This is a genomic window from Pseudomonas moorei (assembly GCF_008801475.1).
GTDB classification, from domain to species: domain Bacteria; phylum Pseudomonadota; class Gammaproteobacteria; order Pseudomonadales; family Pseudomonadaceae; genus Aquipseudomonas; species Aquipseudomonas moorei.
Genome location: NZ_VZPP01000008.1, coordinates 282,928 through 296,406 on the forward strand (window position 1 = coordinate 282,928; position 13,479 = coordinate 296,406).

Below are 13,479 nucleotides of genomic sequence, written 5' to 3' on the forward strand. Positions count from 1 at the left end.
GGCATAGTGGGAAAAGTCAGTCGAAAGTCGCAGGGCGCAGGAACGCTTGCATCGCAAGCCATAACGCTTCGCTCAACAGGGCTAAAACAATCGCGGCACCGCCGATACAGAACAGCAGCACATGGTTTCCATGGGTGTTGGCGAACAAAAAGGAATAGGCGTAGCCGGCGAGCGCCTGGAACAGCGCAAAGATGATGGTGGCCCGGCTCCAGGCGGCACCTTGTGCGACGGGATCGCCGGTCAGTTGCTGCTGCACCCGACCAAACGTGATCGGCACGATGCCCGGTGGAAAACTGCCAATGACCAAAATCGCCAGAAGCAAGAACATCGTTTGGCTGGAAAGCACTAGAACCATGATGGCGAGCAGTTGGCCCATCAACGCCGTTCGATTGCTTGCGGCCAGCCCGATACGATCAGCCAATGCACCATAAGCAACAGGACCGACGATGGCGCCGAGGCCGTAGACCACCCAAAATGTAGCGGCGGCGTGAGTGCCCCATCCGATCCCCCGAGCAATGTAATCAACCAGGAAAATCATCGTTGGAACCAGCGCCACAGCCATCAGGGCGTACTGCACATAAACCAGTCCCAACTCCGACGTACGAGGATTCTTATCTGAAGTGATTGGGGCATCCGTCAAAGTGATTGAAGGCCAGCCTGACCAACTGAGAGCGGTCAGCAGCAAGGCAATCATGCCTAAGCCCATCCAGGTCTGACGTAGGCCCAACCCCAGCAACAGCGGTACCAAAGTACCCGAAGCGGCAATACCCAATCCCAGCCCCAGGAAGATCGCACCGCTGGCCAGTCCTTTACGTGCTCCGGACAAATACGGCAGTACGGCGCCAGCGGCCAACACCATGATCACCCCTCCGGCCAAACCGGATACAAAGCGCCATGCGAAAAACCAAACGATCGACAACGGGATTGCACAAGCGAAAAAAGAAGCCGCGACCAGCAACATCATCCATCGGAGGTTGCGCTTTGCTGAAAGCAAGCGAGCCAGTGGGCGACCGCAGAATGCACCGACCAGATAGCCGACCAGATTCGCCGCCCCGAGACAAAACACCTCATTGGCGCCGAACCAATGCGCGTCTATCAGCGCCGGAACTAACGGGGTATAGGCAAAACGCGCGAGGCCAATGCCTACAAGACTGGCGCACAGTCCAGCGAGAACAGCGTGCAACGGGTGGGGTTGAGTACGGCGCATTGGACGCTCCAGTTTCACGCACAGGAAGCAATAGGTTGAGATCTGTGATTCATGTTTGACAGTCATGTCATGTTTGACAGTGTTGACATGTTTGACAGGAGTGTCAAGATCCTTCCATGCGAGTTCACACGGGAGATTCACCATGGTTGGAATACGTCAGTTCAACGAAGATCAAACCCTCGACCTGGCCATGGAGTTGTTCTGGCGACAGGGATTCGGAGCGACATCAATGCCTCAGCTGTCAGAAGCTACAGGCGTGTTGCGGGGTTCGCTGTACAACGCCTACGGCGACAAGCAGGCGCTGTTCCTCGAAGTATTTGCTCGCTATCAGGCGCGATTTCTGGCGTCCGCGCGCCAAGCGCTGGAGGAACCGAACCTGGAACGAGCACTAAAGGATTTTTTCGCCTATACCATTGCCTCCATGACGCAAGGCAATCCCTCTAGAGGCTGTCTGACAACCAAGACGGCTATTGACGAAACGGCTAATAGCGAGCCAATTCGCCAAGCGTTACGCGATTTGCTTGATGGCTTAGAGGCCTTGCTGATGGAGCGTTTCGCAATGGATCAGGCCTCCGAGTGCCTAGCCTTGGAGCCAACGGCAGCGGCACGCCTGGTCATCACCCTGACGCGGGGCATCGTGGTAATCGAACGACTCTACCAAGACGCAGAGCGGCTGAAAGAAATCGCCAATTCGTTAGTCGAGGTTCTGTTGCATCCTCAAAATAACTTCACAAATACAGCCAACCAATCGTGAGAGGTATCCCATCGATTGCGTCCTGCAATTGACCAACAGTGCAGTTAACGGTGTCTATAACCGATCCACACCTCCCTCACGTTTCCGTGCTGCAGATCCACGTTTCTACGAGTTATTGGAGGCATTCAGACGGATTCAGCGCTCCGAGTCGCTGGGGGGACATCAATTAACGAAGGTAACCATCGCGAAAATCAAAGCCAACGAACATTCCGCCTACTAGTGACGGCAAAGGAGTAATGAACATGTGGTATTTCGCCTGGATGCTTGGGGTCGGTTTTGCATTGCTACTGGCGATATTGAATGCGATGTGGGGCGAGAACGAAGCTGGCCGAGCGTTGAACGACAATGACGAGACACTGTCAAGATGCCGTGTGTCGCTAACCCTCAACCAACCTCACACATTCATCTGCTGAGTTTGGTTATCGCTTTAGCGATCATGCTCGCTTGTACGCTCTATCCCCCAATGATGGCTGCCTCTAATGGAAAGCCTGACCATGCTCTGGCTACGGCATTGTTCACAGCCATGTAGCCTTTGTGAGAGGTGCGGGTTTTGTTCCGCAGATGCTCATCTGGCGTTGGCTTTTCCAGGCTGGACCTGTTTTTTCGCTTGCAGTTGCTGGTTGGTTAAAGTTTCTACATTGAGGATTGACGACAGGAGAAGCAGCACTACCAAGCTATAACTTGATGGCGCTCGCGCAGTCAGTGATAGCTTGGTTTCGTCTGAACTGGCTCATTCAGTACCTTGGCCGAGTATCACTCCGTTCACCTTTTGCCCGTAGAGATTGACCCCATCATTCTCATGAAATTTTAATCGGGTCTGCTCGACAGAGCCGGCAATCATCCTTGGGTCTTTTGGTCGTTCGTGGCTGTTCATATAGGCTGCAACGTGCCACGCCTCATCGGAGGAGAGTGTTCCACCCTTACCTAATGGCATATTCGATTTTATGAAGCCGGCAGCGGTATTGATTCGATGCATTCCCGCCCCCCAGTTGAATGAATCTTTACCCCAAAGTGGTGGAAACACATAGTCGCTTCCTGCTCTCTGGCCTTCACCTTCAGCTCCGTGGCATACAGAACACTGCTTGGCGTAGATAGCCTTTCCCTTGGCGAGATCGAAGCCTCCGGCTGGTTCAGGAATCTCGGGATAAGAACGTCCGGGCAGTTGTTGTCCTGTAGGGGCACCCGTTGCGAGCCAGTATGAGTATGCGGTAAGAGCAGCGATGACTTGACTGTCCGCTGGAGGCGGTTTTCCGTTCATGCTGAACTGAAAACACCCTTGCAAGCGCTCAGCGTAGGTATTGACCTTGTCGTTCTTTTTTCGATAGGCCGGGTACATTGTGTAAGCCCCCCAAAGAGGCGCAGAGTCAGCTTTTCTTCCCTGTTCTAAATGGCAGTTGGTGCAATTTAATCCGTTTCCTACGAACTCGGATGCATTGGCTTTCGTATCTACAAAGATTGCGTGGCCTTGCTGGACTAATCGACCAAAAGCATTGTCAGGTAGTGTCTCCTCCGCGGGAGGGGAAAATCTGGGAGCCTTATTCTGAGTTGGATTAGGGCTTTTGGGTGGCGCGGTTGGTTCTACAATTTCAGTAGCACAAGCCATTGATATGATGTTGAAAGTAATAAGTGCAGCGATGATGGGTTTCATGGCCAGGCCTCTATTTACTGAGATCAGCAAAATATTGGGAAACAGCCTCGACCTCGGTATCGGTGAGTGAGCGCGCAATGTGACCCATGAGATCGTCTTGATCATTTTTTCGAGTTTGCTGCCGCCAGGTATTCAGTTGTGATTTGAGGTACTGAGCCGACTGGCCGGAGAGCGGCGGAAAGGTGGCACCGACACCGATGCCACTTGGACCATGACAAGCTACGCACTCGGGAATATTTCGATCCCATGCGCCTCTCAAGGCCAGGATTTCTCCGGGGCCTTTTGCTGCGTGCGCGCGAGTCACTGGTTTTACCGCTGGACTCGGCATCTTGGCGAGCATCACTGCGAGGGCTTTTGAGTCGTCTTCGCTCAATGCCTGAGCGATTGGCTGCATGATTGGATTGCCTCTAGTGCCTGAGCGGAAATCAGAGATTTGCTTCGTCAGGTAATCAGCAGGCAGGCCTGCAAGTCTTGGAAAACCTGCCGCAGGCATACCTAGACCGTCTGCACCATGACAGGTTGAACAGGCTATGACCCCTGGATTAGGCCCTCCTTGGGAGAATATTTGTTGTGGGTCCACTGCAAAAGCGGGTTCCGTAAATGCACCGGATAAAATACAAACTAATGCCCATCGCGAGATTTTCATCGACTAACCTCATTGTTATTTTCATAACAGGCGTTTTGAGTAATTAGGTTAGTCGTAACATAGGAGGATCTTGTAACTTCTTTTGGGCAGTAATGTATCGACGCCAACGCCGAATTGACCTACGTGCTAACTCAAGACTGACCCATCTCCAAACCTTACAAATTCACTAAACGCAATGGTTCGCGAGGAACAGACTGGATCAGTGACATTTCGGCAACCGGGTCCATTCGGCATAGGCGTTAACGGGCAATTTGGGAGGTTCGACTTTTTAAAAAAGTGGCCAGAAATAGCCATTCTTTGGCATCTATTACAAGAGCAAGCAACACAGCAAACATGTCCCCGCAGTCCTGCACCTGGTTGATATGGCTGAAACCTTGGGCATTTGCAGATATCACCGCATATGCTCGTATGCGCCAAAGACAAGGTAGATGCCCAAGCAACACACGAAGAGGCCGAACAACAAGCGCAAGTGTGGCCCGCTGATATGACTCGCCAGGCGAGCGCCAAACCATGCGCCCAGAAACATGGTAATGGCGATGATGATAGCCGCCGGCACATTCACGTTGCCGTTGCGGTAGTACTCGAACGCAGCGGCGAAACCAATGGGCGGCAGCAATACGGCAAGAGATGTCCCTGTCGCCATGTGCTGGGTAAACCCGGCGCAGTAGATGAGTGCTGGCACGACGATCAGCCCGCCGCCCACACCGAATATCCCGGCCGCGATGCCGCTGGCGGTTCCGATCAATACAAACAGCAACCATGCAGACATTGGCATCTCCTCAAAGGGAACACTGGTTTACTGGTGTGACGATACCATTCGGCCGCGAACCTGACTGACTGGACGTAATAGAGTTGTTTCGTGCTGGGCAGCCAGCCCTCGCTGGCTGCAAGTGTTTCTAATAGGGTAGGCCTTCCTCAATGGGTAGCGCCAAGTCTCGGGACCATTCGTTCCAGGAGCCGAGGTAGAGTCGAACGTTCCTGATTCCGGCTTCTTCCAATGCCACAACGGTATTGGCAGCACGTAGGCCTTTGAAGCAAAAACAACCACAGGTGTATCGGGGGCGATTCCTAGCGTAGCGCACTCCGCGAGAATCTCGCTGACGATTTGAACATCAGCCCCTGAGCGGTCGGCTTCATCATCCGGAACCACTCCAGCCAGACAGAGCCAGGAATGTGGCCCTTACGCGGGCAGATATCTTTTCCAAGGGCGATGAGCTTTCGCCGATCCATTCATCAACCCAGTACGTCGAGTTTCACTAAGTTGGGGTAGCAACTATCCGTTTCATTTCGCCCAGGTCGACGAAGAGGCTGCGTTCTCCATTGGCAGAAGGAAACGTGGCAGGGACAGGCGCGGAAGTTTCACTGGTACTGGGAAGTCCTGCGTTGCGCCAAGGGCTGTAGCCGCCATGCAGAATCTTGATTTTGTCGCGAGGGTATCCGAGATAGCGGAGTAGCACATAACCCTGCAGGACTGTCCAAATCCAGTGGTCATGGATTGCTCAAATACAAGCGCCTCCCTGCCAGACAAGCCTGCCTTCGCAAACGCCTGGGCGAATACTTCATGCAACTTAGCCAGGCCCTCAAGTCTGATGTCAGAAAGTTCGCCCAGCGAGCCAATGGTGATGTCTATGTCTTTACCGGCCCGCTGTTTGATTCAGGCCATGCCACCGTCGGCGACAACAAGGTGTGGGTACCGACCCGCCTGTTCAAGCTGGTTTATGACGCATCGTCCAAACGTGCCTGGGCTTACGTGCTGCCCAATGCCGAAACCCGTATCGAGCGGCCGATGGACTATGACGCTTTCGTCAAGAGCACCGGGCTCAACTTGCTGGGCAATCTGCCGGTCTCGGGTTCGGTAGGGCGTACGTGACGGCTTGATGGGCTGCCCCCCAAAGGTTGGCTGCAACCTTTGGGGGCTTCATTCAGTTCCGGTGGCCGGGTTGATTGTCATTGGCGTGACTCATGGGTTCTTTGGCCAGTCCCACTCACAACAGCAGTCGATGATGCCGTGCTTCAGATACGCATTGATCGTAAGCGCCAAAAACAACTCCAACATGGCCACACCACATGCACCCGTTACGACAAAGCCTGCACAACGAACTGCACGCGCGCCCGTCACTGTATTTCGATGAGCCGGCCCATGTATTTCATCTGGCCTTCCTCGGCAACGAACAGGCATGCAATGCCTTCCTGCAAAGCTGCGGCCTTGACGCCCTCGACCTGAATGCCGCCCAGGGCATTACCCGGCTGGAAGGCCACGCGCTGAAATGGGAGCGCCATGCCGAGTTCTTCACCCTGACCCTGGTGGTCACTTCCTCCCGCGATGACCTGACCTGGACAACCTTGCCCGAGTTGTTGGCGTGCAAGGTCGAAGCGCATTTGCCGGCGCTGATCAACTCGGTGCAGATCGTGGTGCGGGGTGAAGCCGGGCTGGACCTGTCCCGCTATGGCTTCAAGGACCCTTGCGGTTCCTGCGTGGGCGGTGGCGATGCGGTGGTGTGGAGCGATTTTCGTATCAGCGAGGACGGCGCCAACCACCTGTTGTTCGTCAACCGGCGCCTCAACGCTTACCGCCAGGGCCGAATGATTCGCCGCCTGCTGGAGATCGAGACCTACCGGATGATGGCCTCGTTATCCCTGACCATGGCCAAGACCCTGAGCGCGCAGCTCGATGAGTTTGACAAGACCCTGGTCACGCTCTCGGAACGCAACGCCGATCCCCATGGCAGTAATGCAAAGGCGCTGCTGGCGGATATTTCCAACCTGTCGGCGCAAGTGGTCAGCAGTACCGCGAAGACCCGTCACCGCTTCAGTGCCACACAGGCCTATGCGCAACTGGTGTTCGAGCGTTTGGGTGAGTTGCGCGAAACTCACGTCGGCGACTGCCAGCGTCTTGGTGTGTTTATCGATCGCCGCTTCAAACCCACCGTCAGGTACTGCACCGCCACTGAACAGCGCCTGGAGCACTTGGCCGAAAGCGTGGCCAACCTGGGTGATCTGCTTCAGGCACGGGTCCAGGTCGAAATGGAAGAACAGAATTCGGAAATTCTCAAAAGCCTCAACGCCCGCGCCGATGCGCAGATCAAGATCCAGCGCGCCGTGGAAGGCCTGTCGATCATCGCCATTACCTACTACTTGCTGAATCTGCTCAAGTTGGGCTACTCGGGGCTGCACCTGCTCGGTGTCGCCGTGGCGCCGCGCGAGGCCATGCTGGCCATGACGCCGTTGGCAATCGGCATCCTTGCGTTGATCGTGCTTCGCATCAGGAAAGTTAAAGGGCATTGAGGCGATCAGGCCCGCTGCAGCGGTTACCGGTGCACCTGCGGGAGAGGGCAGCTCGTTGACTTGGTCGGGGGCTTTGCGTGAAGGTGGGCGACGGTCGGCAGGCATCCCCTCAGGGTGTGCCTGGCGCATAGGGATCAACCGCTAAACGACCGCTCTCAAGTCTGGAGGCGCTGGGCATTCTTGTCCGCTTTCGGCCTGGGGCACAGAAGAAGGGCTTGAGGAAATCATTCACCGTTCGCGAGCTGAAAAGTATGGACACTGAGGCATTGCTGGCATTTGAAATGCGCAACCGTGCCTGGTTCGAATCTCAAATTGATGCGCGTGACCCTTCGTTTTATTCATTGCAAGGCGTCGCCGAGCACATCGAGAGCTATTTGTCCGACTTTGCTATGGGCGCCTGGCACCCGTTTGTGATCGAGGATTCCAGCGAATGCATCGTGGGCCGGGCCAATTTGAAATGCATCGACTTGTCGCAGCGTTCTGCGCAGGTAGGCTACCGGATCGATCAGCAGGCCTGCGGAAAGGGGCTGGCGACCCTGGCGCTGAGGCATCTGATCGAGCAGGCAAAGGTGCGCTGGGATCTCAACCAGTTGATTGCTTATGTGTACGAAGAGAACCTGGGCTCCCGAAAAGTCCTGGATCGCTGCGGGTTCTTGCCTGATCAATCAGGGCCTGACGACCAGGCCGGGGACGAATGCCGATTCGTTCTTTCGATTTAACTGGCTCAAAGAAATGACCCAAAGCAGACCGACACATCGGTCATGGCGCCCCTTGACCGGGGCGTTTGCATGTCATGGCGGCCATTTGAATTCAGGCGCAAAGCGATTAATATACGATCCATATGCATTTCATATAGTGAATATCATGGGTATCGTAAAAATTTCAGAAGACATGCACGAAAACCTGCGCGTCGCCAGCGATGCGCTGAGTCGCTCGATCAATGCTCAAGCTGAGCACTGGATGCGCATCGGAATGCTCTCGGAGTTACATCCAAATCTTGACCACAGCGAAATCTCGCGCCTGCTGATTCGTGCCGAACTGGCCGGCGGCCTGGATGTAAAACAACTCTGTGCGCTGGCGGATGTCTCGCAAGGCTCGCCATCCCTTGCAACCTGCGGAGCCAAGCCATGAAGGCGAACGTCAAGATCAACACGCCCGCCGACATCGCCAAGTCACGCGCTGCAGGCGCGCTGGCCGCCGAGGTACTGGCCATGATTACCCCCCATGTGAAAGCGGGAGTGACCACCGACGAACTCGATCGGATCTGCCACGACTACATCGTCAACGTGCAACAAGCCATACCGGGCAATGTCGGCTATCACGGCTTCCCGAAAACCGTGTGCGCCTCCGTCAACGAAGTGGTTTGCCACGGCATCCCTTCGAACAAGCCGTTGAAGGATGGCGACATCGTCAATATCGACATCGCGGTCATCAAGGACGGTTGGTATGGCGACACCAGCCGCATGTACTTCGTCGGCGAGCCCAGCGCGCAGGCTCGACGGTTGGTCAAGACCACCTATGAAGCCATGTGCGCCGGCATTCGAGTCGTGCGCCCCGGGGCGACGCTGGGCGATATCGGGCATGCGATTCAGGCGGTCGCGGAAAGGGATGGTTTCAGTGTCGTTCGCGAATACTGCGGGCACGGTATCGGCAAGGTCTACCACGATGAACCGCAAGTCCTGCATTACGGCTATCCGGGCCAGGGGCTGAAGTTGAAGGCCGGGATGATTTTCACCATCGAGCCAATGCTGAACGCCGGAAAGCGCCATGTGAAAACCCTGGCGGATGGCTGGACAGTGATCACCAAGGATTACTCGCTATCGGCCCAGTGGGAGCACATGGTGGCGGTCACCGACGATGGCTTCCAGGTGTTGTCGGCCTGGCCCGATCACAGCGATGAATACCCGGCCATCGGTATCTAGCCCATCCAGTCAATGGAAGACAGCAGCTGTCTTCCATTGGATCTTGGCTGTGAGCGCAATGCTTACAGACCGTGCTGCCCATCAGGCGGCACGATCGCGCCGCCTTTCATCACCACTCTCCGCCTGACCAAATCGAACGATGTATTGGCCAAAACGGCACTCATAAAAAATCCAACCCATTGATAATCAATACAAATTTTTACAAATAAGCTCAACTTATATTTGAAATACAACAAATCGATTTTGATTATTTGTTGGAAGTTGTTTTCATCGGCCCATGAATCATTCCCTTACAAAAACAACGCAGGAGAAGATCATGACCAAAGCCGAATTTCCCTCCCAACATCAACCATTGGCCGTTCCGGCATTGGGTGAACCCTACCTGCTGACACCAGGCCCCCTGACCACTTCAAAGGCCACCAAAGAAGCCATGCTCCGGGATTGGGGCTCATGGGATGGCGCCTTCAATACGCTCACTGCACAAGTTCGCAAGCAACTGCTGAGCATGGCTGGCGTCGAGGACGACAGTTTCGCCTGCGTGCCTCTACAGGGCAGCGGCAGCTATTCGGTGGAAGCCGCCCTGGCGAGCGCCATTCCCCGTGACGGTAAAGCCCTGGTGTTGATGAATGGTGCTTACGGCCAACGGGCGACCAAGACGCTTGAGTACCTGGGGCGCGACTACATCACCCTGGACAAGGGCGATTATCTGCCGCCGCAGCCAGAAGAAGTGGATGCGCTGCTCAACGCCAACCCCGACGTGACCAACGTGTTCATCGTCCATTGCGAAACCAGCTCGGGCATCCTCAATCCCCTGCGTGAAATCGCAGAAGTGGTCGAAACCCACGGCAAGAGCCTGATCATTGATGCGATGAGTTCGTTTGGCGCAGTCCCCCTGAGCGTCGACGACATTCGCTTTGACGTGCTGGTGTCCTCGGCGAACAAGTGCATCGAGGGTATTCCCGGTTTCGGCTTCGTGATCATCCGCCGCGCTGTGCTGGAGGCCGCCAAAGGCCGCGCCAATTCGCTGAGCCTCGATCTCTACGAGCAGTGGGTCTACATGGAGCGTACCGGTCAATGGCGCTTCACCCCACCGACCCACAGTGTCGTTGCCTTTCACAAAGCCCTGGAGCAACACCAGGCTGAAGGTGGCGTGCAGGGTCGTCTCGCACGCTACACCCGCAACCGCGACGTGCTGGTCGCCGGGATGCGCAAGCTGGGCTTCAAGACGTTGCTGGAAGATCGCTGGCTGTCGCCGATCATCACCACCTTCTTCAGCCCGGAGCATGTCAACTTTGAATTCAAGCGCTTCTACGAAGAATTGAAAGCGCGTCAATTCATCATCTACCCAGGCAAGTTGACCGTGGCTGACAGTTTCCGCATCGGCTGCATCGGTCAGATCGATGAACACATCGTCCACCAGCTCCTGCGCGCCATCGCTGACAGCCTTCTTGCGATGGGTGTGGAACTGGAAGCGGCTTAACCCACTTCCCCCTTTCGGGTCGCCGCCACTCTGGGTGTGTCGGGGCGGGTGTTGGGATCGCACCTTCTTTACGGCGACCTCTTTTTTCCATGGATCTGGTCATTCACAGCCGGCAGTGCCGAGCAGGAGCCAGCGATATCGCCTACCCATAATCTGACGTCTGAAGCCAGAAGCCACCAACCCTGAACCTCGCCTGCTGCCATTCAAGCAGTTCGCCGGGACGGGTTGCGGCACCCAAAACAAAAACAAAAACAACTTTTTGCGCTGTACGGCAACCCATACGGGATCAGAAGACCATGAACAACATCACAGGCGCTTCAGCGAGCGGCTGGAAATCAATCCAGCGCTGGCGTGTACAGATTTTCCTCATTACCTGGGTGGCCTACGCCGCCTTCTACTTCACGCGTAAAGCCTTTTCCGTCGCCAAGCTCGGCATCGGCGAAGACCCGACTTTCATGCTGGAAAAGGCCACCATGGCCAACCTCGATGCGCTGTACCTAGCGGCCTATGCCGTGGGGCAGTTCCTCTGGGGCAACTTCTCCGACCGCTTCGGTCCACGTGTCGTCGTCTGCGGCGGCCTGGTGATATCGGCCCTGGCGGCCCTGGTCATGGGGACCTACGCCACCATCCCGATCTTCGTCACCTGCACCCTGATCCAGGGTCTTGCCCAGTCCACCGGATGGTCAGGCCTTTGCAAGAATATCGGCAGCTTCTTCACCACCACTGAACGTGGTCGCGTGCTGGGCTACTGGTCGACTTGCTACGCATTCGGTGGCCTGGTCGCAACGCCCTTTGCAGGCTGGTGGGCCTATTCATACTCCCACGACTGGCGTATGGCGTTCATCAGCAGCGCTGCCGTGGTCATGGTCGTGGCCGTGCTGTTCTTCCTGCTGCAACGCAACACGCCACAAGACGTCGGTTTGCCGCCCGTTGAAATCGTGCCTGACAGCGGTGCCGACGTGCCCCGTGAAAGCCTTCTGGCAGGGCTTCGCAGTGCAGTGAAGAACCGCACCGTGCTGGTGCTGGGCGTTGCCTACTTCCTGCTTAAACCCGCGCGCTACGCCATCCTGCTCTGGGGACCGGTGATTATCTACGATCGCATGCCAGCGATCGGCAAAGTGGCCTCCGCCATCGTGCCAACAGCCTTTGAGTTGGCCGGTCTGGTCGGTCCAATCCTCATTGGTTATGCCTCGGACAAACTGTTCGGTGCCCGTCGCATGCCTGCCTGTGTCATCAGTCTCGCGCTGCTCACGGTGTGCCTGGCGCTGTTCGTGCCTTCGATGCAAAGCGGCAGCCTGTACATGGTGGTCGGCCTGCTGTTCATGATGGGCATGACGCTTTATGGGCCCGACTCGATGATCAGCGGCTCGGCGGCGATCGATTTCGGCAGCAAGGACGGCGCGGCTTCCGCGGCCGGCTTCGTCAACGGCTGTGGCTCGGTGGGCGCCATTCTCGGCGGTCTGCTGCCGGGTTATTTCGACACCATCACGGTGTTCCTGGTGTTCACCGGCGCGGCGCTGGTGGCCAGCGTGATGCTGATTCCGTTCTGGAACAGTCGCCCGAAAACCCTGGAAGTCCTGGACAGCTTTCAATCGGTCGGGCAACCGGCGGTCGTCGGCGCCAAGGCCTGATTCCAGCGCCTCATTTTCAATGTTCCACCTACTGGAGACATCGCCATGAACTACAAGAAACCTACCAAGCTGCAAGCCGTCGTACTCGACTGGGCCGGTACCGTCGTTGACTTCGGCTCCTTCGCACCCACCCAGATTTTCGTTGAAGCCTTTGCCGAGTTCGGCGTGAAGGTTTCCCTGGAAGAAGCGCGGGGCCCGATGGGCATGGGCAAGTGGGATCACATCCGCACGCTGTGTAATGAGCCGCAGATTGCCGAGCGTTTCCATACCGCCTTCGGCCGCCTGCCGACCGACGATGACGTGACGGCCCTGTACGAGCGATTCATGCCGCTGCAAATCGAGAAGATCGCCTTGCACTCGGCGCTGATTCCGGGTGCGCTGGAAGCCATCGAGATCTTGCGCCACGAGGGACTGAAGATCGGTTCCTGCTCGGGTTATCCGGCCGTGGTGATGGAAAAGGTCGTGGAGCTGGCCCGGGAAAATGGCTACGTGACCGATCACGTCGTGGCCACCGATGAAGTGCCTAACGGGCGCCCGCATCCCGCCCAGGCACTGGCCAACGTCATCGCCCTGGGCATTGATGACGTCGCGGCCTGCGTCAAGGTCGATGACACCTGGCCGGGCATCCTCGAAGGCCGCAGCGCAGGGATGTGGACGGTCGCGTTGACCTGCTCCGGCAATGCCCTGGGACTGACCTACGACGAGTTCGTGGCGTTGCCTTCGGACAAGCTGGCCATCGAGCGCGCACGCATCATCGCGATGTTCGAAGGCTCACGCCCGCATTACTTCATCGACACCATCACCGACCTTCCCTGGGTGGTTGAAGACATCAACGCGCGCCTGGCGCGTGGCGAGTCGCCACAAACGTTCTGATCGCACCTGACTGTGACCGGTCGCCGCCACGCG

General features: G+C 56.5%; 13 protein-coding genes and 1 pseudogene. 10 read left to right on the forward strand and 4 right to left on the reverse strand.

Features of this window, described 5'->3' with window-relative positions; genetic code table 11:
* Positions 1–16 precede the first annotated feature (16 nt).
* The gene (locus F7R06_RS17545) at positions 17–1,207 is read right to left on the reverse strand and encodes a YbfB/YjiJ family MFS transporter (protein WP_090323042.1); all 1,191 of its coding nucleotides are present in this window, start codon (positions 1,205–1,207) and stop codon (positions 17–19) included.
* A 142-nt stretch (positions 1,208–1,349) separates the two neighbouring features.
* Between F7R06_RS17545 and F7R06_RS17550 the strand changes: the two genes are divergently transcribed.
* Both F7R06_RS17550 and cydX read left to right on the forward strand, forming a co-directional pair.
* The gene (locus F7R06_RS17550; protein ID WP_090323040.1) at positions 1,350–1,961 is read left to right on the forward strand and encodes a TetR/AcrR family transcriptional regulator; all 612 of its coding nucleotides are present in this window, start codon (positions 1,350–1,352) and stop codon (positions 1,959–1,961) included.
* Positions 1,962–2,203: 242 nt separating this feature from the next.
* Positions 2,204–2,374 carry a cytochrome bd-I oxidase subunit CydX gene (cydX, locus tag F7R06_RS31500; protein WP_090323037.1) on the forward strand — a complete coding sequence of 57 codons (171 nt, stop codon included), beginning with the start codon at positions 2,204–2,206 and terminating at the stop codon, positions 2,372–2,374.
* 317 nt (positions 2,375–2,691) lie between these two features.
* Here cydX and F7R06_RS17565 read toward each other — a convergent pair whose 3' ends face one another.
* From F7R06_RS17565 to F7R06_RS17575, 3 genes are all read right to left on the reverse strand, one after another.
* Positions 2,692–3,609: a c-type cytochrome gene (locus tag F7R06_RS17565; protein ID WP_090323035.1), complete on the reverse strand. Its 918-nt coding sequence runs from the start codon at positions 3,607–3,609 to the stop codon at positions 2,692–2,694.
* Between the two features lie 10 nt (positions 3,610–3,619).
* The gene (locus F7R06_RS17570; RefSeq protein WP_090323033.1) at positions 3,620–4,255 is read right to left on the reverse strand and encodes a c-type cytochrome; all 636 of its coding nucleotides are present in this window, start codon (positions 4,253–4,255) and stop codon (positions 3,620–3,622) included.
* Between the two features lie 391 nt (positions 4,256–4,646).
* Positions 4,647–5,024: a sulfite exporter TauE/SafE family protein gene (locus F7R06_RS17575; RefSeq protein WP_090323031.1), complete on the reverse strand. Its 378-nt coding sequence runs from the start codon at positions 5,022–5,024 to the stop codon at positions 4,647–4,649.
* An 810-nt stretch (positions 5,025–5,834) separates the two neighbouring features.
* On the opposite strand from F7R06_RS17575, the pseudogene F7R06_RS17585 reads away from it, so the two are divergent.
* The 8 genes and pseudogenes from F7R06_RS17585 to phnX all read left to right on the forward strand — a co-directional run.
* Positions 5,835–6,125, forward strand: a pseudogene (locus F7R06_RS17585) (DNA/RNA non-specific endonuclease); the annotation flags it as partial.
* Positions 6,126–6,322: 197 nt separating this feature from the next.
* Positions 6,323–7,540 (forward strand): DUF3422 domain-containing protein, encoded by a 1,218-nt coding sequence (locus tag F7R06_RS17590; RefSeq protein WP_090323028.1) that lies wholly within the window; start codon positions 6,323–6,325, stop codon positions 7,538–7,540.
* A gap of 215 nt (positions 7,541–7,755) precedes the next feature.
* The gene (locus F7R06_RS17595; protein WP_281198271.1) at positions 7,756–8,259 is read left to right on the forward strand and encodes a GNAT family N-acetyltransferase; all 504 of its coding nucleotides are present in this window, start codon (positions 7,756–7,758) and stop codon (positions 8,257–8,259) included.
* Between the two features lie 145 nt (positions 8,260–8,404).
* Positions 8,405–8,671, forward strand: a complete 267-nt coding sequence (locus F7R06_RS17600; protein WP_090323025.1) for a ParD-like family protein — start codon at positions 8,405–8,407, stop codon at positions 8,669–8,671.
* Positions 8,668–9,462: a type I methionyl aminopeptidase gene (gene map, locus F7R06_RS17605; RefSeq protein ID WP_090323023.1), complete on the forward strand. Its 795-nt coding sequence runs from the start codon at positions 8,668–8,670 to the stop codon at positions 9,460–9,462. The genes F7R06_RS17600 and map overlap by 4 nt, the downstream gene beginning before the upstream one ends.
* Before the next feature lie 316 nt (positions 9,463–9,778).
* Entirely contained in the window at positions 9,779–10,942 is a 1,164-nt protein-coding gene (locus F7R06_RS17610; RefSeq protein ID WP_090323021.1) for a 2-aminoethylphosphonate--pyruvate transaminase, read from the forward strand.
* Between the two features lie 296 nt (positions 10,943–11,238).
* On the forward strand, positions 11,239–12,573 hold the full coding sequence (locus tag F7R06_RS17615) for an MFS transporter (protein WP_090323019.1): 1,335 nt from the start codon (positions 11,239–11,241) through the stop codon (positions 12,571–12,573).
* 45 nt (positions 12,574–12,618) lie between these two features.
* On the forward strand, positions 12,619–13,446 hold the full coding sequence (gene phnX, locus F7R06_RS17620; protein ID WP_090323017.1) for a phosphonoacetaldehyde hydrolase: 828 nt from the start codon (positions 12,619–12,621) through the stop codon (positions 13,444–13,446).
* The last annotated feature ends 33 nt before the right edge of the window (positions 13,447–13,479 follow it).

Bases quoted from the DNA above. Each gene is read 5' to 3' on its own strand.
- F7R06_RS17590 (WP_090323028.1), top strand. From the start codon at position 6,323: ATGCACCCGTTACGACAAAGCCTGCACAACGAACTGCACGCGCGCCCG.
- F7R06_RS17570 (WP_090323033.1), bottom strand. From the start codon at position 4,255: ATGAAAATCTCGCGATGGGCATTAGTTTGTATTTTATCCGGTGCATTT.
- F7R06_RS17575 (WP_090323031.1), bottom strand. From the start codon at position 5,024: ATGTCTGCATGGTTGCTGTTTGTATTGATCGGAACCGCCAGCGGCATC.
- F7R06_RS17615 (WP_090323019.1), top strand. From the start codon at position 11,239: ATGAACAACATCACAGGCGCTTCAGCGAGCGGCTGGAAATCAATCCAG.
- cydX (WP_090323037.1), top strand. From the start codon at position 2,204: ATGTGGTATTTCGCCTGGATGCTTGGGGTCGGTTTTGCATTGCTACTG.
- F7R06_RS17600 (WP_090323025.1), top strand. From the start codon at position 8,405: ATGGGTATCGTAAAAATTTCAGAAGACATGCACGAAAACCTGCGCGTC.
- F7R06_RS17550 (WP_090323040.1), top strand. From the start codon at position 1,350: ATGGTTGGAATACGTCAGTTCAACGAAGATCAAACCCTCGACCTGGCC.
- map (WP_090323023.1), top strand. From the start codon at position 8,668: ATGAAGGCGAACGTCAAGATCAACACGCCCGCCGACATCGCCAAGTCA.
- phnX (WP_090323017.1), top strand. From the start codon at position 12,619: ATGAACTACAAGAAACCTACCAAGCTGCAAGCCGTCGTACTCGACTGG.
- F7R06_RS17610 (WP_090323021.1), top strand. From the start codon at position 9,779: ATGACCAAAGCCGAATTTCCCTCCCAACATCAACCATTGGCCGTTCCG.
- F7R06_RS17565 (WP_090323035.1), bottom strand. From the start codon at position 3,609: ATGAAACCCATCATCGCTGCACTTATTACTTTCAACATCATATCAATG.
- F7R06_RS17545 (WP_090323042.1), bottom strand. From the start codon at position 1,207: ATGCGCCGTACTCAACCCCACCCGTTGCACGCTGTTCTCGCTGGACTG.